This window comes from Cellulosimicrobium sp. EB106-03-01-XG111 (assembly GCF_058792115.1).
This window is the reverse complement of record NZ_JBYTEQ010000029.1, coordinates 39,279-58,223: the sequence shown is the minus strand read 5'-3', so window position 1 is coordinate 58,223 and position 18,945 is coordinate 39,279. Positions and strand designations below refer to the sequence as shown.

Annotated in this window: 18 protein-coding genes; 7 read left to right on the top strand and 11 right to left on the bottom strand. The window is 74.8% G+C overall.

What is annotated here, in order from left to right:
• Positions 1 to 113: 113 nt before the first annotated feature.
• The 8 genes from urtA to AC3WT4_RS18965 form a co-directional block, all read right to left on the bottom strand.
• Positions 114 to 1,379 (bottom strand): urea ABC transporter substrate-binding protein, encoded by a 1,266-nt coding sequence (gene urtA, locus AC3WT4_RS19000; RefSeq protein WP_257416855.1) that lies wholly within the window; start codon positions 1,377 to 1,379, stop codon positions 114 to 116.
• Between the two features lie 198 nt (positions 1,380 to 1,577).
• Entirely contained in the window at positions 1,578 to 2,561 is a 984-nt protein-coding gene (locus AC3WT4_RS18995; protein ID WP_492316219.1) for an energy-coupling factor ABC transporter permease, read from the bottom strand.
• 1 nt (position 2,562) lies between these two features.
• Positions 2,563 to 3,393 carry an urease accessory protein UreD gene (locus tag AC3WT4_RS18990; RefSeq protein ID WP_492316218.1) on the bottom strand — a complete coding sequence of 277 codons (831 nt, stop codon included), beginning with the start codon at positions 3,391 to 3,393 and terminating at the stop codon, positions 2,563 to 2,565.
• A gap of 20 nt (positions 3,394 to 3,413) precedes the next feature.
• Positions 3,414 to 4,229, bottom strand: a complete 816-nt coding sequence (ureG, locus tag AC3WT4_RS18985; protein WP_492316217.1) for an urease accessory protein UreG — start codon at positions 4,227 to 4,229, stop codon at positions 3,414 to 3,416.
• Positions 4,222 to 5,019, bottom strand: a complete 798-nt coding sequence (locus tag AC3WT4_RS18980; protein WP_492316216.1) for an urease accessory protein UreF — start codon at positions 5,017 to 5,019, stop codon at positions 4,222 to 4,224. The genes ureG and AC3WT4_RS18980 overlap by 8 nt, the downstream gene beginning before the upstream one ends.
• Position 5,020: 1 nt before the next feature.
• The gene (locus AC3WT4_RS18975; protein ID WP_492316215.1) at positions 5,021 to 6,739 is read right to left on the bottom strand and encodes an urease subunit alpha; all 1,719 of its coding nucleotides are present in this window, start codon (positions 6,737 to 6,739) and stop codon (positions 5,021 to 5,023) included.
• A gap of 3 nt (positions 6,740 to 6,742) precedes the next feature.
• The gene (ureB, locus tag AC3WT4_RS18970) at positions 6,743 to 7,117 is read right to left on the bottom strand and encodes an urease subunit beta (protein WP_074803952.1); all 375 of its coding nucleotides are present in this window, start codon (positions 7,115 to 7,117) and stop codon (positions 6,743 to 6,745) included.
• 43 nt (positions 7,118 to 7,160) lie between these two features.
• Positions 7,161 to 7,463 carry an urease subunit gamma gene (locus AC3WT4_RS18965; RefSeq protein WP_043654671.1) on the bottom strand — a complete coding sequence of 101 codons (303 nt, stop codon included), beginning with the start codon at positions 7,461 to 7,463 and terminating at the stop codon, positions 7,161 to 7,163.
• A gap of 215 nt (positions 7,464 to 7,678) precedes the next feature.
• Here AC3WT4_RS18965 and AC3WT4_RS18960 point away from each other — a divergent pair, with 215 nt between their 5' ends.
• A complete protein-coding gene (locus tag AC3WT4_RS18960; protein WP_492316214.1) occupies positions 7,679 to 9,610 on the top strand; it encodes a glucoamylase family protein in 1,932 nt (643 codons plus the stop codon).
• 37 nt (positions 9,611 to 9,647) lie between these two features.
• On the opposite strand, the gene AC3WT4_RS18955 is transcribed toward AC3WT4_RS18960, so the two are convergent.
• Genes AC3WT4_RS18955 through AC3WT4_RS18945 form a run of 3 tightly spaced genes read right to left on the bottom strand, consistent with a single transcriptional unit; the run spans position 9,648 to position 12,267 of the window.
• Positions 9,648 to 10,664 carry a LacI family DNA-binding transcriptional regulator gene (locus AC3WT4_RS18955; protein ID WP_108047997.1) on the bottom strand — a complete coding sequence of 339 codons (1,017 nt, stop codon included), beginning with the start codon at positions 10,662 to 10,664 and terminating at the stop codon, positions 9,648 to 9,650.
• Positions 10,661 to 11,320 carry a beta/alpha barrel domain-containing protein gene (locus AC3WT4_RS18950; RefSeq protein ID WP_108047999.1) on the bottom strand — a complete coding sequence of 220 codons (660 nt, stop codon included), beginning with the start codon at positions 11,318 to 11,320 and terminating at the stop codon, positions 10,661 to 10,663. Before AC3WT4_RS18950 ends, AC3WT4_RS18955 begins: the two co-directional genes overlap by 4 nt.
• The gene (locus tag AC3WT4_RS18945) at positions 11,317 to 12,267 is read right to left on the bottom strand and encodes a sugar-binding transcriptional regulator (protein WP_167405690.1); all 951 of its coding nucleotides are present in this window, start codon (positions 12,265 to 12,267) and stop codon (positions 11,317 to 11,319) included. Before AC3WT4_RS18945 ends, AC3WT4_RS18950 begins: the two co-directional genes overlap by 4 nt.
• A 151-nt stretch (positions 12,268 to 12,418) precedes the next feature.
• Between AC3WT4_RS18945 and AC3WT4_RS18940 the strand changes: the two genes are divergently transcribed.
• From AC3WT4_RS18940 to AC3WT4_RS18915, 6 genes are read left to right on the top strand one after another with little or no spacing between them, the layout of a single operon-like run.
• On the top strand, positions 12,419 to 13,423 hold the full coding sequence (locus tag AC3WT4_RS18940) for an ABC transporter permease (RefSeq protein ID WP_074803942.1): 1,005 nt from the start codon (positions 12,419 to 12,421) through the stop codon (positions 13,421 to 13,423).
• Positions 13,424 to 13,447: 24 nt separating this feature from the next.
• Complete coding sequence (locus AC3WT4_RS18935) at positions 13,448 to 14,458, top strand: substrate-binding domain-containing protein (RefSeq protein WP_108048003.1); 1,011 nt, start codon at positions 13,448 to 13,450, stop codon at positions 14,456 to 14,458.
• 1 nt (position 14,459) lies between these two features.
• Positions 14,460 to 16,019 carry a sugar ABC transporter ATP-binding protein gene (locus tag AC3WT4_RS18930; RefSeq protein WP_492316213.1) on the top strand — a complete coding sequence of 520 codons (1,560 nt, stop codon included), beginning with the start codon at positions 14,460 to 14,462 and terminating at the stop codon, positions 16,017 to 16,019.
• Between the two features lie 32 nt (positions 16,020 to 16,051).
• Positions 16,052 to 16,711 carry a KpsF/GutQ family sugar-phosphate isomerase gene (locus tag AC3WT4_RS18925; RefSeq protein ID WP_074803937.1) on the top strand — a complete coding sequence of 220 codons (660 nt, stop codon included), beginning with the start codon at positions 16,052 to 16,054 and terminating at the stop codon, positions 16,709 to 16,711.
• Positions 16,712 to 16,713: 2 nt separating this feature from the next.
• Positions 16,714 to 18,189 (top strand): FGGY family carbohydrate kinase, encoded by a 1,476-nt coding sequence (locus tag AC3WT4_RS18920; protein WP_074803935.1) that lies wholly within the window; start codon positions 16,714 to 16,716, stop codon positions 18,187 to 18,189.
• A 21-nt stretch (positions 18,190 to 18,210) separates the two neighbouring features.
• Entirely contained in the window at positions 18,211 to 18,858 is a 648-nt protein-coding gene (locus AC3WT4_RS18915; RefSeq protein ID WP_074803933.1) for a transaldolase family protein, read from the top strand.
• Positions 18,859 to 18,945: the final 87 nt, after the last annotated feature.

Here is an 18,945-nt window from a genome sequence, read left to right as displayed (position 1 = left end):
GCGCCGGGTCGTGGCGGGGCTGGCGGGAGCCCGCGAGGAACGAGCGGGCGGATGGTAGACCCGGCGCTCACACCCCGGTTCCCGCCGGGCTCGAGCCCGGCGGGCCTCCCCGACTACGAGAGGCCCTCGGCCCAGTCGTAGCCCTCGAGGTACGGGTCGGGCTCGATCGGCTCGCCCGAGCTCCACTCGGTGTAGATGAGACCGTCGGGGCCGATCTTGCCGATGAGCGCGGTCTTGGCGACGTGGTGGTTGTCGCCGTCCACGGTGACGGAGCCCTCCGGCGCGTCGAAGGTCACGCCGTCGGCGGCCTCCTGGACGTCGGCGACGTCGAACGACTCGGCCTTCTCCACCATGCCCTTCCACAGGTAGAGCGACGTGTACGCGGCCTCCATCGGGTCCGACGTCACGCGGTCTTCGCCGTACTTCGCCTGGAACGCCTCGACGAACGTGGTGTTCTCCGGGCTGTCGATGGTCTGGTAGTAGTTCCAGGCGGTGAGCTGGCCCTCGACGTTCTCGATGCCGACGCCGCCGACCTCCTCCTCGGCGATCGACACCGACACGACGGGCATCGTGTCCGGGCCGAGCCCGGCGTTCTTGTACTCCTTGAAGAACGCGACGTTGGAGTCGCCGTTGAGCGTGTTGAACACGGCGTCGGCCCCGGCGGACTTCACCTTGTTGACGATCGTGGAGAAGTCGGTGTGGCCGAGGGGCGCGTACTCCTCGCCGAGGACCTCGATGTCGTGCGCCTCCGCGTAGGCGTTGATGATCTTGTTCGCCGTGCGGGGGAAGACGTAGTCGGAGCCGACGAGGAAGATCGACGTGACGCCCTGCTCCTCGAGGTAGTCGAGCGCGGGGACGATCTGCTGGTTGGTCGTCGCCCCGGTGTAGAAGATGTTGGGCGACGACTCGAGGCCCTCGTACTGGACGGGGTAGAACAGCAGCGAGTCCTGCGCCTCGAAGACGGGGAGCATCGCCTTGCGCGACGCGGAGGTCCAGCCGCCGAACACCGCGGCGACGCAGTCGCTCGTGATGAGCTTCTCGGCCTTCTCCGCGAAGACGGTGGGCTCGGACTGGCCGTCCTCCTGGACGATCTCGAGCTGCTTGCCGAGCACGCCGCCGTCGGCGTTGATCTCCTCGGCGGCGAGGGCGAGCGAGTCCGCGACGGTCTGCTCGGAGATCGCCATCGTGCCGGAGAGCGAGTTGAGGAAGCCGATCTTGACGGTGTCGCCGGAGGTGTCGACGCAGCTCTCGGCGGCGCTGGTCGTGGAGCCCCCGCCCTCGCCGGCCTCCGTCCTCGCGCCGCACGCGGTGAGCGTGAGCGCGAGCGCGACGAGGGCGGCGGCCGGGGCGAGACGGGTCGTGGCGCGGGAAGGTGTCACGAGGGTCCTTTCAGCGGGTTCTCACAGCGGGGTTCTCGGCGGGTGCCGACGGCTGCCGGGCGGGCGGCCGCTCCTCGCGGGCTCCGGGGACGGGTGCGTATACGGCCGTGCGCCCTGCGCGGTGCCCACGGTCGTCGACGCTAGTGACGGCGTGTTTCGGGCGTTCTGCCCGGGTTGTTAACGGGGCGTGTCAGGCAGTCACGATCCGGTCACGCCGGCCTGGGCCGCGCGACGGCCGGCGGCGCGCAGGCCCGCGCCCAGCACGCCGACGGTCAGCGCGACGACGAGCGCGAGGCCGACGAGCCCTGCGACGCCGACGAAGATCCCGCCGACCTCGCCGTAGTCCGCGAGGGGTGCGCCCGCGAACGCGTGGTCGCGCGCGGCGTCGGCGAACCCGACCGACTCGGCGGTCGCCTCGAGCCCGTCGGGCGTCGCTGCGGCGAACGACGACACGACGACGGCCGCGAGCAGCGCACCGGTGCCGAGGGCGAGGACGGCGCGCCGTACGGCTGCGACGGGGGCGGACGGCGCGAGCGCGGGAGCCCGGCGGGCCTCGACGGCCGCGACGCCCGGCGCGACGGCGAGCACGAGCCCGACGACGCCGGCCGTGATGAGCGCCTCGCCGAGCCCGACGAGGAGGTGCACGCCGAGCATCTGGCTGACGAGCTCGCCGACCGGGACCGGCACGGTCCCGCCGACGGCGAAGAGGCCCGCGAACACCGCGGCGGACACCGGGACGCTCACGAGCGCGCCGGCGCCGGCGGCGGCCGCGGCGCCCCGGCCGCGCGTCGCGCGGAGCACCCCGCGCGTCACCGCCCAGCCGACGAGCGTCCCGACGACGGCCATGAGGAGCACGTTCGTGCCCAGGGCGGTGAGCCCGCCGTCGGCGAACACGAGCGCCTGCACGAGCAGCACGGCGGTCACGGACAGGACGCCGAGCCACGGCCCGACGAGCGCCGCCGCGAGCGCCCCGCCCATGAGGTGCCCGCTCGTGCCGGCGGCGACGGGGTAGTTGAGCATCTGCACGGCGAAGACGAAACCGGTCGTCGCGGCCGTGAGCGCGACGCGTCGGGGGGTGAGGTCCTCGCGTGCTCGGTACGCGGCGTACCCGACGGCGGCGAGGGACACGACGGCGGTGGTCGCCGACGTGGGGTCGTCGAGGAAGTGGTCGGGGACGTGCATGTCAGGCTCCTGTCGTCAGCAGTGCGGTGCGGTGGTCGGGGAGGCCGGGGTCGGGGAGGCCGCGCGTGGCGCGCACGGCCGCCGCCCAGGCGGTGACGACGCCGTCGGTGCCGGCGTCGTGGGTGCTCGCCCCCAGGTGGCGGACGACGGCGCCCGGTCCGTCGAGGTCGAGCCGCAGGGGACCGGACGGGGCGGCGGCGTGCGCCGCGGGCGGCCGGGCGCCCAGGCACAGCACCGAGTCGACGACCCGGGCTTCGCCGAGGATCCCGGGCAGCGCCCGGTCGTCGTCGAGGTCGAGGTCCTCGACGAAGAGCTCGCGCGCCGCCCGGGGCGTGCCCCCTGCGGGTGATGACTCTCGCGGGGCCCTGGTCTCGTCGGTGGCTCGGGTGCGCGAGCGCAGGCGCCCACCCCGCTCGCCCGTCCGGCCGAGCACGAGCGTCTCGCGGAGCAGCGCGACGGCGCCCGTGCCGAGGCGCACGTCGGTGCGCCGGTCGACGTCGGCCCCGTCCGCGACGACGAAGGGCAGCGCGTCCCAGACGAGGAGGCCGTCGTCGTCCACCCGGACCGCGACGTCCCAGGACGCGGACCGGCCGCGCCCGGCGTACGCGACGGTGCCCGACACCTCGACGAGCTCGACCTCGACGCCGCGCCCGACGTGCACCTCGACCCGGACGCGGTCGCCGCCCAGGAGCAGCGCGCGCGTCGCGACGAGCGCGATGCGTACCGTCGTGGGGCTCGTGGACAGCACGCGCGGGCTCAGCGCGCCGGGGCGCAGGTCGCAGCGCACGCGGCCGCCCTCCCGGTACGCCCCGACGCGCGTCACGTCGTCCACGTGCAGCCCGTCGCCCGGGGTCAGCCGCGCCCGGGCGCGGTCGCCGGCTCGGCGGGTGCGGCGTCGTGGTCGTGGGCGGGCGCGTGGTCGTGCGCGGTGTCGCCCTCCCCGTGGGTGTGGAGGAAGCCGCCGCCGTCCTCGTCGGCGTGGAAGTGGGGCGCCATCGGGCCCGGGTCCTGCGGCACGTGCGCGCCGGCCCGGTGCGCCGCGAGGAGCGTCTGCACCCACGTCGTCAGCGTGTCGATCGACTCGCGGTCGAGGCGCGAGAGCGCGAGCACGGGGGCGCCGTCGCGCGCGGCCGTCGCGTCCAGGACCATGCGCGGGACGTCCACCCCCACGTACGGCGCGAGGTCGGTCTTGTTGACGACGAGCAGGTCCGCCCGGGCGATCCCCGGTCCGCCCTTGCGCGCGACGTCGCCGCCCCCGGCGACGTCGAGCACGAAGATCTGCGCGTCGACGAGCGCGGGCGAGAAGGTGGCGGTGAGGTTGTCGCCGCCGGACTCGACGAGCACGACGTCGAGCGGCGCGAAGTCCTCCTCGAGGTCCTCGACGGCGAGGAGGTTGGCGGTGACGTCGTCGCGGATCGCGGTGTGCGGGCACGCGCCGGTCTCGACCGCGCGGATGCGCTCGGGGTCGAGCACGCCCGCGGAGCGCAGGAACCGCGCGTCCTCGTCCGTGTAGATGTCGTTGGTGATGACCCCGAGCCGCAGCACCTCGGACAGCTCGCGGCACAGGAGCGCGATGAGCGAGCTCTTGCCCGTGCCGACGGGGCCGGCGACGCCGAGGCGCAGCGAGCGGTTCGTGGGGGTCGGGGCGGTGGGCAGGTTCTCAGGCACTGAACAGCCTCTCGGTGGTGCGGGCGTGGGTCTCGGCCCACTGCTCGACGAGCGGTGCGCCGTGCGCGGGGATCGCGCGGGGGTCGGTCAGGGGGGCGACGTCGTGGGCGAGCGCGTCGATCGCGGCCTGGGACGCGACGACCCAGCCCGTCGCGACGACCGGGTCGACGGGCTCGAGCTTGAGCGTGGCCGCGGCGACGGTCTGCACGTCCTCGTACCCGACGAGGCGCGCGACCTGCAGCGCGGACAGTCCCGCGCAGGCGGCCGTCACCCCCAGCACCAGGGGGCGCGGGGGCTGCGGCGCCCGGCGGCCCGACGGCGGTCGGTCGCCGGGACCGCCGCGTCCCTCGTCCGCGGGGCGCGCGGCGGCGACGAGAGGCGCCGCCGCGTCGAGCGCGGCGACCGCGGGGTGCCCCGCCCACAGGCGGCGCAGGAGCCGGAGGTAGCCTCGGCCGAGCCGCTGCGACGTCTCGCGGAGCGCGGGCGACGGCGTCCGCGCCGCCCACGCGACCCAGGTGTCGGCGAGGGCGACCGCGACGGGCGGGGGGCCGTCGTCGGGCGTGAGCGCCGCGTGCCGCGCGACGACGGCGGTCGCGGCCTCGGTGCGCGTGACGGTGGCCAGGCGGGCGCGCACGTAGTCGGGGACGCGCGCGGCGGGCATCCCGGCGCGCAGCGCGGGCTCGAGGCCCGCGGACTGCGTGTGGCCGCCGGTCGGCAGCCGCGCGTCGGCGAGCAGCGCGAGCATGAGCTCGGCACGCCCGTCGGCGTCGTGGCGGGGGAGGCCGGCCATGTCAGAACAGCGAGTAGAGCTGCGCGAGGGGCAGCCGGTCGGCGGGGGCGGGGACGACGAGCTCGCCGTCGACCTCGATCGCGAAGGACTCGGGGTCGATGTCGATCCGGGGCAGGTAGTCGTTGTTCCGCATCTGCGCCTTCCCGACGTCGCGCGTCCCGGCCACGGGAAGGAGCGTCCGGGCGAGGCCGAGCCGCTCCGCGAGGCCGTCGTCGAGCGCGGCGGGCGACACGAACGACACGGACACGTCGGCCCCGATCGCGTCGGCGAGCGCGGGCCGCATGAGCACGGGCTGCGGCGACGGGATGGACGCGTTGGGGTCGCCGAGCGCGCCCCACACGAGCGCGCCGCCCTTCATGACGACGCTCGGCCGCACGCCGAACAGCTTCGGCTCCCACAGCACCAGGTCGGCGAGCTTGCCGGGCTCGACGGACCCGACGTGCGCGTCGATCCCGTGCGCGACGGCCGGGTTGATCGTGTACTTCGCGACGTAGCGCCGGGCGCGCAGGTTGTCGGCCGGCAGGACGGGCCCGGGCGCCCCGCCCGGGTGCGGGCCGCGCCGCGCCTTCATGACGTGCGCCACCTGCCACGTCCGCGTCACGACCTCGCCGATGCGCCCCATGGCCTGCGCGTCGGACGACGTGATGGAGATGGCGCCGAGGTCGTGCAGCACGTCCTCCGCGGCGATCGTCGTCCCGCGGATGCGCGACTCGGCGAACGCGAGGTCCTCCGCCACCTGCGGGTTGAGGTGGTGGCACACCATCAGCATGTCCAGGTGCTCGGCGACGGTGTTCACCGTGTGCGGGAGGGTCGGGTTCGTCGAGCCGGGGACGACGTTCGGGTGGCTCGCGACGGTGAGGATGTCGGGCGCGTGCCCGCCGCCCGCGCCCTCCGCGTGGAACGCGTGGATCGAGCGGCCGCCGATCGCCCGGAGGGTCGACTCGACGAACCCCGCCTCGTTGAGCGAGTCGGAGTGGAGCGCGACCTGCAGGCCCCAGTCCTCGGCGGCCCGGAGCGCGGCGTCGATCGCCGCGGGCGTCGACCCCCAGTCCTCGTGCACCTTGTAGCCGCCCGCGCCGGCCATCGCCTGCTCGCGCAGACCCTCGGCGCTCACGGTGTTCCCCTTGCCGAGCAGCAGGACGTTCACGGGGAGCCGGTCGAGCGAGCGGTGGATCGCCTCCAGGTGCCAGGCGCCGGGCGTGACCGTCGTGGCCTTCGTGCCCTCGCTCGGACCGGTGCCGCCGCCCGCGACCGTCGTGATGCCCGTGGCGAGCGCCTCGACGACCTGCGACGGCGAGATGAGGTGCACGTGCGAGTCGATGCCGCCCGCGGTGAGTATCCTGCCCTCGCCGCTCACGACGTCCGTGCTCGGGCCGATGTGCAGGTCGGGGTGCACGCCGTCCGCGACGTCGGGGTTGCCCGCGCGGCCGAGCGCGACGATCCGCCCGTCGCGGATGCCGACGTCCGTCTTCACGACGCCCCACCAGTCGAGCACGACGGCGTTGGTGATCACCGTGTCGAGCGCGCCCTCGGCGCGGGTCGTCGTGCCCTGGGCCATCGACTCGCGGAGCGACTTCCCGCCGCCGAACACGACCTCCTCGCCCCCGAACGTGCGGTCCTCCTCGACCTCGATCCACAGGTCGGTGTCGCCGAGGCGCACCTGGTCGCCCGTCGTCGGGCCGTAGAGCGCGACGTAGCGCTCGCGGGAGATCGCGACCATGCGTCAGTCCTCCTCGGGTGCGGTGGGGTCCAGGGCGCCGCCGTCGGGCTTGCCGCGCTGGAGACCGGGGACGCGTCGTCGGCCGCGCAGCGCGACGGCCTGGACCTCGGCGGACGCGCCCGGCTCGAACCGTCGCGACGTGCCGGACGGCACGTCCAGCCGGAAGCCGTGCGCCGCCGCGCGGTCGAGGTCGAGCGCCGCGTTGGCGTCGGGCAGGTGGAGGTGCGAGCCGATCTGCACGGGCCGGTCGCCCGTGTTCGTCACGACGAGGGTCACGCGCTCGTCGTCCGAGCGGTCGGCGTTGAGGACGAGCGGTACGTCCGCCGCGCCCTCCCGGAGCCGGACCGCGCCCGGTCCCGAGGTGCTGATGCCTGCCATGCCTCGCCGTCCTCTCGTCGTGCGTCGCGTCGCCGGGGCCGGCTCAGGCGATGGGCTGGTGGATGGTGACGAGCTTGCGCCCGTCGGGGAACGTCGCCTCGACCTGGACGTCGGGCAGCATCTCCGCGACGCCCTCCATCACCTCGTCGCGGCCCAGCACGGCGCGCCCGGAGACCATGAGCTCTTCCACGGCGGCGCCCTCGCGGGCCCGCTCGATCACCCACGTCGTGAGGAGGGCGACCGTCTCCGGGTAGTTGAGCAGGACGCCGCGCTCGCGCCGGTCGCGGGCGACCATGCCCGCGACGGCGAGCAGCAGCTTCTCGGTGTCGGCGGGCGTCAGGTGCATGGCCGCGATCCTGTCGCGCCCGCGTTTCCGGCGTGTATACCCCGCGTTATCCGTTCGTGTACCCGCTGCGCGCGGGCCGTCGCCCGCCACGCCTCCGCCGTCGTGCGCCAGCTCCGGGCGAGCCGTTGACCCCTGCTCCACCGAGGGCTACTCTCTCCGCCCCCATTCGGAAAGTTCGGCCGAAATTTCGGGGCCGCGACACGAAGGAGTGCCTGATGGATGGATCGACCGACCGCGCGTGCGAGGGAACGCGACGCCGACGCAGGGCGACGGGACTCGTCGCGGGCGGGCTCGTCGGCGGGCTGGCGCTCGCGGCGGGCCTCGCCGTCCCGGCCGCGGCGGAGAGCGCCCCGCGCACGGCGAGCCTCCCGGCGAAGGCGACGCCCGCCGTCGGGCAGCCCGCCCTGACGGGCGCGCAGCGCGCGACGCTCGAGGCGTACCTGGAGGACACGTACACCTCGTTGGAGGCCATGACCGACGAGGAGACCGGCCTGCCCGCGGACAACATCGAGGGCGACCTCGACCCGGCGTCGAGCAGCGCGTACACGTCGCCGACGAACATCGGCGGCTGGCTGTGGTCCACCGTCGTGGCGCGCGACCTGGGCCTGGTCGACGAGGCCGAGGCGCGCGACCGCCTCGCGACGACGATCGACACGGTCGCGTCGCTCGACCGGCACGACGCGAGCGGGATGTTCTACAACTGGTACGACCCGGCGACGGGCGACCGGGTGGAGACGTGGCCGGACGACGGCAACCCGGTGCACCAGTTCCTCAGCTCGGTGGACAACGGCTGGCTGGCCGCGGGCCTGCGCGTCGTCGCGGAGGCGGAGCCGAGCCTCGCGGACGAGGCGCTGGCCGTCTACGACGACATGCACTTCGGCGCGTTCTACAACGCGGAGGCGCGGCCGGACCTCGGCGTCGGGCTGCTGCGCGGCGGGTTCTGGGACGAGGAGCCGCCCGGGTGCTCGGTCGCGGGGGACTACCTCGGCACGGGCACGGACGTGTACTACACGTGCCACAACTACGACACGACGGTCTCGGAGACGCGCATCGCGACCTACCTCGGCATCGCCGAGGGCGAGGTGCCGCCGGAGGCCTACTACGCGAGCCACCGGACGTTCCCGGACACGTGCGACTGGTCGTGGCAGGAGCAGAAGCCGATCGGCGAGACGCGCGAGCACCTCGGCGTCCCGGTCTTCGAGGGGGCGTACCGCTACCGCGACCTCGCGGTCGTGCCGGGCTGGGGCGGCTCGATGTTCGAGGCGCTCATGCCGGACATGCTCGTCCCCGAGGCCGAGTGGGGCCCGACGTCGTGGGGCGTCAACCACCCGCTCGTCGTCCGGGCGCACAAGGAGCACGGTCTCGACGAGGCCGGCTACGGGGCCTGGGGCTTCTCGCCCGCGAGCAACCCCTTCGGCGGCTACGCGGAGTACGGCGTCGACGCGATCGGCCTGCGCTCCGACGGCTACCTGTCCGACGGCGAGACCGACGTCGACCTCGGCTTCGAGGGCTGCCGCGAGGCGACGAACCCCGCGCCGGAGTTCGGTGACGGCGTCGTGACGCCGCACGCGTCGTTCCTCGGGCTCGCGTACGACACCGAGGGCGTGCTCGACAACCTGGCCCACCTCGCCGACGACCTCGGCGCGTACGGGCCGGGCGGGTTCTACGACTCCGTCGCGGTCCGCTCCGGCACGGTCGCCGAGCGCTACCTGTCGCTCGACCAGGCGATGATCGTCGCCGCGATCGGCAACGTCCTCGACGACTCGCGCCTCAAGGACTACTTCGTCGACGACCAGCTCGAGGACGCCCTGCGCCCGCTCATGGAGGCGGAGACGTTCTCGGCGGCGGCCGACCTCACGCCCGGCGTGGGTGCCGACGTCGAGGTCGAGGCGCGCTGCCTGGGGAACCGGGCGGCCGTCGCGGTGCGCGCCACCAGCACGTCCGACGGCCGCACGACCGTCGAGCTCGCCACCCCGTACGGGACGCGGTCGTACGACGACGTCGCCCCGCACCGCAGCACCTACCGGGCGTTCTCGGCGCGCACGGCGGAGATCCCGTCGGGCACCGCGACCGTGACGGTCACGTCCGACGACGGCGCGACCGTCCAGGAGCTGCCCTACCGCTACGCGGGCGTCTCCTGCGGCTGACCGCCCCGCACCGCGGCCGACCGCCGTGCCGCGCGCGTCAGGCGCGCGGTGCGGCGGTCGACGCGCGCACGACGAGGCTCGTCGCGAGCTCCGTGCGCAGGGTGCGGCCGCTCGCGCTGCGTGCCCGGTGCACGAGCGCGACGGCCGAGGCGCCCATCTCGACGAGCGGCTGGCGCACCGTGGTGAGCGGGGGGTCGGTCCAGGGCGCGACGGGCAGGTCGTCGAACCCGACGAGCGAGACGTCGTCCGGCACGGACCGTCCCGCCTCGCGGAGCGCCCGCAGCGCGCCGAGCGCGGTGTCGTCGCTGCACGCGAAGACCGCCGTCGGGGGGTCGTCGAGGGCGAGCAGCCGCTGCGTCTCCTCGTAGCCGGCGGCGACCCCGTAGGTGCTGAGGCGCACGAGGTCGTCGTCGACGGGCACGTCCGCCTGGATCAGCGCGGCGCGGTAGCCCGCGAGCCGGGCGAGCGCGTTGTCCTGCTCGGGGACGCCCGTGATCGTCGCGATCCGCCGGTGCCCCAGGGCGAGCAGGTGCGCCGTCGCCTCCAGCGCGCCCTGGAAGTTGGCCGCGCCGACGCTGAGCACGTCCTCGGGCGGACGGCGGCGCGGGTCGACGACGACGAGCGGCACCCCGGCCGCGGCGAGCGCGGCGCGCGCCTCGGCGTCGGGCACGGCGACGACGCTCACGAGACCGTCCGTGCCGCGCGCGAGCGCGTGCCGGACCCACGCGCCGCAGTCGTCGGGGTCCAGCTCGACGGACAGCACGACGTCGAGCCCGAGGCGCCGCGCCTCGGCGACCGCCCCGCGCACGACCGCCTCGGACCACGGCCCCTCGAAGTCGACGATGCGGACGTCGACCAGCCCGGTCCGCCGGGACGTGGGGGGCCGGATCTCGTAGCCGTGCCGGCGCAGCACGCCCGCGACGCGTTCGCGCGTCGCCGCCGAGACGTCCGGGCGCGCGTTGAGCACCTTCGACACCGTGGGGACGGAGACCCGGGCCTCGGCCGCGACCTGCGCCAGCGGGACGCGCCGGCGACCGGGGCGCGCGGCGGTCATCGGGACCCGTCGCGGCAGTCCTGAGGGGCGGTCCCCGTCGCGCGTGCCGCCGACAGCCAGCCCCGCGGGTCCTCGCTCGCGACGAGGTCGGTGCCGGACACGAGCCAGGTGGCCCCGGCGTCGAGCGCGCGGGGAGCGATCTCGCGCGTGACGCCGCCGTCCAGACCGACGTCGTGACCCGCGCCGACGACTTGCTGGACGGTGGTGAGCGCGTCGACCTGGAACGCCGAGCCGGCCTCGCCGGGCGTGATCGACATGACGAGGACGTCCGTCCCGGGCTCGACGGACGGCACCCCGGTACCGGGCGAGAGTGCGACCCCGGCGCGAGCGCCCCGGGCGCGGACCCGGTCGAGGGCGGCGCGCCAGCCGCGCGTCCCGGCGTGCACGACGACGAGCTCGCAGAAGTCGGTCCAGCGGTCGACCTCGCGGAGCGGCTCCTCGACCATGAGGTGCGCCTCGGCGGCGAGCCCGCTGCCGGCCGTCACGTCCGCCGCCTCCGCCGCGGTGAAACCTCCCGCCGCGGCGAAGCGCCCGTCCGTGTGGTCCCAGTGGACGGTGCGGAGCCCGGCGCGGGCCAGCCGGTCGGCCTCGGCGGCGACGCGGTCGCGCGGCGTCGACCAGAACGACGCCGCGACGCGGGTGCGGACCGCGCTCATCGCCCGGCACCGCGCGTGACGGGCGGGAGCTCGAGCAGGGCCTCGGCGCACCGCTGCTCGGTGACGAGCGCGGAGACGAGGCCGGACCGGGTCACCGCGTGCACGGCGGCCGCCTTCTCGTGCTCGGCGGCGACGGCGATCACCTGGGGCACCCGCGCGAGCTGGCGTGCGGAGATCGACAGGCACCGCTCGGCGAAGTCGGGCACGAGGTCGCCCTCGGCGGTGAGGAGGATGCCCGCGATCTCGGCGCGGACCCCGCGTGCCGTGAGGTCGTCCCGCTCGTCGCGCCCGAGGACCTCGCGGAGCTGGGAGATCGGCGGGTCCCACGAGCCGATCGCCACGACGGCGACGTCGACCCGGTCGAACAACGAGAGCGCGCGGGCGATGTCGGGCTGGCGGCGCAGCGTGGCGGCGGTGGCGGCGTCCTCGACGACCAGGGGCGCGAAGATCGCGTGGGCGTCCCCGCCGGAGCGCAGCGAGACGCGACGGATCACCTCGACGGGGGAGTCGGACAGGTCGGAGCCGACCGCACCGGTGAGCTGCACGACGGTGACCGGGGGCAGCGCGGTGAGACGCTCCGTCATCGCCGTGAGCGTGCGCCCCCACGCGAAGCCGAGGGTGTTCCCGGGGCGCAGGGACCGGGTGAGGAGCTCCGCGGCGGCGGCGCCGACGTCCTCGCGGAGCTCGGCGATCGTCTCCCGCCCCTGGACGACGAGGCACTCGTCCAGGCCGAGGTGCGTGCGCAGGCGTGCCGAGAGCGTGGGGTCGACGACGCCGGCGTCGTCGACGGTGATCGTCACGATCCCGGTGGCGAGGGCCTGCTCCAGCATGCGGGCGACCTTGAAGCGGGAGATCGCGAGCTCCTCCGCGATCTCGACCTTGGAGGCCGAGTCCACGTAGTAGCGGCGTGCCACGTGCGCGAGCTCGTGGCGTGAGAAGTCCGTCATGTCCCTCATTCTTGCTCATCTGAGCGTTCAGTTGCACACATGTTATCGATCCGTGATCGGGGCGTGTTGCCCGCCCGGCCCGCCGCTCCATAGTATCGCCATACGAGCAATCGCGTGCTCATATGAGCACCCGCAAGGAGGCGAGAAGTACATGTCGCGACGACGCGTCCCCGACGAGGTCGGGATCGCGGGGATCTTGATCCTCGTGGTGGTGGTGATGAGCCTGCTGTCCCCGAACTTCCGCACCGCCGGGAACTTCGAGGTGCTGCTCCTGAACGGTGCGGTGGTCGCGCTGCTCGCCCTGGGCCAGACCTTCGTGCTCCTCACCGGGGGCATCGACCTCTCGACGGGGTCCAACCTGGCCCTCACGGGCATGGCGGCCGCCCTGGGGATGCAGGCCGGCCTCCCGTGGTGGGCCGCCACCCTCCTCGCGCTCGCCGTCGGCGTCGTCGTGGGCCTGGTCAACGGCGTCTTCGTGCACTACCTCCGGCTCCCCCCGTTCATCGCGACGTTCTCGATGTTCGGCATCGCCGGCAGCATCCCGATGATCCTCACGGGGGCGGCGTCGGTCACGGTGCGGGACCCGATGTTCGCGTTCCTCGGCCGCGGCAGCGTCTTCGGGATCCCGACGCCGATCCTCGTGGTGGCGCTCGTCGCCGTCGTCTTCAGCGTCCTCCTGGCGCGCACGAGCACGGGCGTCCACATCTACGCGCTCGGCGGCAACAAGGAGACGGCGCGCCTGGCGGGCATCCACACCGGGCGCACGACGCTCTTCGTCTACGCGGTCTCCGGCCTGTGCGCCGCCCTCGCGGGCGTCGTGACGACCTCGCGCCTCATGGTCGGCTACCCGTCCGCGGGATCGGGCAACGAGCTGTTCTACTCGATCGCCGCCGCCGTGGTCGGCGGGGTGAGCCTGTTCGGCGGGGTCGGCTCGATCGGGGGCGCCCTGCTCGGCGCGGTCCTCATCGCGACCGTCTCGAACGGCATGAACGTCGTCGGCGTCGACAGCTTCTGGCAGCCCCTCGTCATCGGCGTGATCATCCTCGCCGGCGTCAGCCTCGACACCTACCGCCGCTCGCTCTCGACCACCGGAGGCAGGGGCAGGCTCCTGCTCCAGCTCCTCTCACCACGCCGCGCCTCGCGCGCCACGTCCTGACCCCACCGCTCGAAGGAGAGTTCCATGCGACGCACGACCATCCTCTCGGCCCTCGCCGTGACCGCCCTCGCCCTCACGGGCGCCTGCTCCGCCGTCGACACCGGCACGGGGACGGGGAGCACGGGCGGGAGCGGCTCGACCGACCAGGCCGAGACCACGCTGCCCGCGTCCTGCGACGGGGACGACCCGTACGTCGCGGTCAGCCTGCCGAACCTCACCAACCCGTACTACGTGGCGATGAAGAAGGGCTTCGAGGACGGCGGTGCCGCCAACGGGTTCGACGTCGAGGTCCAGGTCGCGAACGACGACGACGCCCAGCAGCTCGCCCAGGTCGAGGCCATGCTGCAGAAGGACCCCTGCGCCCTCGCGCTCAACCCCGTGAAGTCGGAGCCCGCCGCCGGGATCGTCAAGGCGGCGAACGACGCGGGCGTCCCGGTCTTCACGGTGAACGTCATCGTCGACGAGGACGCGCTGGCCGCCCAGGGGGCGACGATCGTCCAGTACCTCGGCGCGGACAACGAGGCGGGCGGCCGGGCCATGGGTGAGCAGGTCCTCGCGGACCTCGGCGCGGACGCCGCGCTCAGCATCGGCTTCATCACCGAGCCCGACGAGCGCCCGGTCGTCATCCGCGACGAGGGCTTCACCGACGCGGTGTCGGCCGACCCGAACGCGGAGGTCGTCGCCAAGGTCGACGGCAACGTCAAGCCTGACGACTCGCTGCGCGTCACGGGCGAGATGCTCCAGGGCAACCAGGACGTCAACGTCATCTGGGCCTCGACCGGACCGGCCGTGTACGGGGCGCTGCAGGCCCTGGGCAACCGCACCGACGTCGCGCTCTACGGGTTCTGCGCGTCCGAGGAGCCGCTCACCGAGGTGTACCGCGGCTGCGTCGCGCAGGAGCCGGAGAGCTACGGCACGCAGGTGACCGAGCAGATCCGCGCGTACGTCGACGGCGAGGACGTCGAGCCGGAGATCCTCCTGCCGCTCAAGGCGTTCACCGTCGGCGAGACCCCTGCGCCGGGGGAGGTCGGCTGACATGACCGACGTCACGACGTCGGTCCCGCGGGGCGCCGCCGGGGGCGGCGCCCTGCGGGCCAGCGGGATCGTCAAGAGCTTCTCGCACGTGCGGGTGCTCCAGGGCATCGACCTGACGCTCGCGGCGGGCACCGTGACCGGGCTCGTGGGTCACAACGGCGCCGGGAAGTCCACCCTGCTCCGCGTCCTCGCGGGGGCGCACCCCGCCGACGAGGGCACGGTGACCGTCGACGGCCAGGCGCTGCCCCAGGGCTCCCCGACCGCCGCGCTCGACGCGGGCATCTCGACCGTCTACCAGGAGCTCTCGCTCCTGCCGAACCTCACCGTCACGCAGAACGTGTTCCTCGGCCGCGAGCTGACGCGCGGGGGAGCGCTCGACCGGCGCGCCATGCGCGAGCAGTCCCGTGCGCTCGCGGACCGGTTCGGCCTCGCGGTGGACGTCGACCGCAAGCTCGGCGCCTACCCCGTCGCGACCCGCCAGCTCCTCGAGGTCGCGGTGGCCGTGGCGCGCGACGCGCGCTACCTGCTGCTCGACGAGCCGACGACGAGCCTCGAGGGCGGGCAGGTCGAGCGGTTCCTCGAGACCGTGCGCGACCTGGCCCGCACCGAGGGCCTGGGGATCCTGCTCGTCGACCACAAGCTCGACGAGCTGTACGCCGTCGCCGACCACGTCGTCGCGCTCGTCGACGGGGAGGTCCGCATCTCCGGCCCGGCTTCCACCGTCGACCGGCAGGCGGTCGTGCACGCGATCGCGGGGGACGAGGCCGTCGCCTCGTCGGGTGGCGTCACGGAGGCGGCGCAGCGCACCGACGTCGTCCCGCTGGACGCGGGCGCCCGGCCGTCGCTCGTCGTGCGGAACCTGCGCACGCCCGCGCTCGCCGACGTCAGCCTGGAGGCCTACCCGGGCCGCGTGCTGGGGGTCTACGGGCTCATCGGCGCCGGGCGCACCGAGCTGCTGCGCACGCTCGTCGGGCTGGACAAGGTCCTCGCCGGGAGCATCGAGCTCGACGGCGCGCCGTACCGTCCCGCGGCCCCCGCCGACGCCCAGCGTCGCGGCCTCGTCTACCTCACGGAGGAGCGCAAGGTCGACGGCATCGTCGGGGGGCTGGACGCGACGACCAACGTCGTGCTCCCCGTGCTCGACCGCTACCGCCGGCTCGGCCTGCTGGACAAGCGGCGCATGCGCCGCGAGGCGACGGCCCTCATGGACCGCATGCAGGTCCGCGGCGACCGCGAGGGCCCCGTCGAGCGCCTGTCCGGCGGCAACCAGCAGAAGGTTCTGCTCGCACGCGTCCTCGCGCAGGCTCCCCGCGTGCTGCTGCTCGACGAGCCCACGAAGGGCGTCGACATCGGCGTCAAGACCGAGATCCACCGGCTCCTGCGCTCGCTCGCGCACGACGACGACCTCACGGTCGTCGTGGTGTCCAGCGAGGAGGAGGAGATCCTCGAGCTCGCCGACGACGTCGTCACCCTCACGGAGGGCCGGTGCGACGGCGACGTCGTCGCGGCCGGCGCCCTGTCCTCCGTGGACCTGCGGCACGCGGCGTGGAGCGCCGCGTGACCGCACCGAACACCCCTGGACGAGGAGCACCCATGACCATCCCCGAGATCACGACGCGACGCCGGGCCGCCGTGCTGGAGACCGCCCGGGCCGTCGTCGCGCACGAGGCGCAGGGAGTCGCCGCGAGCGCGACGGACCTGGACGACGTGTTCCTGGACGTGGTCCAGCGGGTGTACGAGTGCACGGGCAAGGTCTTCGTCACCGGGGCGGGCACCTCCGGCGCGGTCGCGCGCCGCATGGCGCACCTGCTCTCGGTGTCCGGCACCCCGTCGGTGTTCATCTCGGGGGCGGACGCGCTCCACGGCACGATGGGCGCGATGGCGCCGGGCGACATCCTCGTCGCGATCTCGCGGGGCGGAGGGAGCGACGAGATCAACGACCTCGTCGTGCGCGCCAAGGAGCGCGGCGTCGACACCGTCGTGGCGGTCACGGCGGACGCCTCGTCGCGCCTCGCGCGCAACGCGGACGTCGTGGTCGAGCTGACGATGATCCCCGGGATCGACCCCGGCGAGGTCATCGCGATGGGCTCGACCCTCGTGACGGCGGCGTGGGGCGACGCGCTCGCCGTGGTCCTCATGCGGATGCGCGGGTACTCGTGGGCGAACGTCCTGCACTCGCACCCCTCCGGGGCGGTCGGCAAGATCGACGAGGCGCCCCAGGAGCTGCCTCCCCTCGAGCCCTACTGGAAGTAGACATGGACCTTGTCGCAGGGGTCGACTCGTCGACCCAGTCCTGCACCGTCGAGCTGCGTCGCCGGGACGACGGCGCGCTCGTGGGGACCGCCTCGGCCCCCCACCCGCGGACCGCGCCCCCGGTCAGCAGACAGGACCCGCGCGCGTGGTGGGCGGCGTTCCGCGCGGCGTTCTCCGGTGCCCTGCGCGACGCCGACGCCGACGCGCGGCAGGTGGTCGCGCTCGCCGTCGGCGCCCAGTGCCACGGTCTCGTGCTCCTGGGCCGGGACGGCGAGCCCCTGGCGACCGCCCCCCTGTGGAACGACACGACGGCGGGCCCGGAGGCGGCGCGGATCGCCCACGAGTACGGCCTCGAGCGGTGGATGCGAGACGTCGGCATGGCGCCGTCTTCGGCGCTGACGATCATGAAGCTCGCCCACGTGGCGACGACCGACCCGGCGCTCCTCGAGCGCGTCGCGCACGTCCTCGTGCCCCACGACTACCTCACGTACCGGCTCACCGGGGAGGCGGTCACCGACCGGTCCGACGCCGCCGGGACGGGCTACCTCGACGTCCACCGGGGCGAGTGGCGACCCGAGCTCCTCGACCGCTTCGTCTCGCCCGAGGTCGGCTGGGACGACGTGCTGCCGACCGTGCTCGGGCCCGACACCCCGGCCGGGACGGTGCGCCCGCACGTCGCGGCGGAGCTCGGGCTCGGGCCGGGCGTCGTGGTGGGCCCTGGCGGGGGAGACCAGCACCTCGCCGCCGTCGGGCTCGGGCTCGTCGAGGGCGACCTCGGCGTCTCGCTCGGGACCTCGGGCGTCGTCCTGAGCCCGCGCCGCACGTCCGTCGTCGACCCGCTCGGCACGGTCGACTCGGTGTGCGACGCGACCGGCGGGTACCTGCCCCTGGCCTGCACCCTCAACGCCGCCAAGGTCACCGACACGTTCGCGCGGCTCCTCGACGTCGACCACGCGACCCTCGAGCGTCTCGCCCTCGCGGCACCCGTCCGGGCGCAGCGCCCGACGCTCGTCGCCTACCTCGACGGCGAGCGCACCCCGCGGCGACCGGGCGCGACCGGCGTGCTCGGCGGCATCACCGGCGAGACGACCCGGGAGGACGTGGCGCTCGCCGCGTACGAGGGCGTCGTGGCGGGGCTCGTCGGAGCCGCCCGGGCGCTGGAGCGCGCGGGCGTCGACACGAGCGGCGAGGTCGTCGTCAACGGTGGCGGCGCGCGCTCGCTCGCGTACCGGCAGGTCCTCGCCGACGCGCTGGGCCGTCCCGTCGTCCGCCGCGCCGCCCCCGAGGCGACGGCGCGCGGGGCCTGCGTCCAGGCGGTGGCCGTGCTCGAGGGCGCGACCGTGGCGGCCACGGCCGAGCGGTGGCGTCCGTTCGCGCTCGACGCCGTCCCGCCGCGCACGGACCCCGCCACGATCGACGCCGCCCACTACGACCTGCTCGCCACGGTCGCGGACCGTCCTCGGCCGTCCGCGACCTGACCGCACCCCCAGGGAGAACGCATGCTGTACATCGACTCCGCCGACCGTGACCAGGTCGAGCGGCTGCTCGCGACCGGCCTCTTCGCCGGCGTCACCACGAACCCGACGATCCTGCGCCGCTCGGGCCTCACGGTCGACGACGTCCCCGCCGTGCACCGGTGGGCGCGTGCGGCGGGAGCCGGGACGGTGTTCCTCCAGGCCGTCGGGCCGGACGAGGCGGCGCTCGAGGCCCACGGGCGGCAGCTCGCCGACCTCGGCCCGGACGTCGTCGTGAAGCTGCCCGCGACGCGCGACGGGCTCGCCGTCTCCCGCCGGCTCACGCGCGAAGGGGTGCCCGTGCTCGTCACGGCGGTCTACCACGCCTCGCAGGCTCTCGTCGCGGACGCGGCGGGCGCGGGCTGGATCGCGCCCTACGTCGGGAGGATGGGCGACCTGGGGCTCGACGGGGTCGACCAGACGGCCGACCTCCACGCCGCGCTGCGCGCATCGGGGCAGGGCTGCCGGGTGCTCGCCGCGAGCCTGCGCGACACGACCCAGGTCGCGGCGCTCGCGGCCCGCGGGATCGAGGACTTCACGCTGTCCACCGCGCTCTGCGCGGCGCTCCTGGAGAACGCGGACACGGTCGCCGCCGCGGCGCAGTTCGAGACGGACGCCCGCGCGGCGGGATGACCCCGACCCGGGCGGACGCACGACGCGGGGCAGGGACGTCGTCCCTGCCCCGCGTCGTGACGTGCGAGGGGTGCGGCGCGGTCGTGA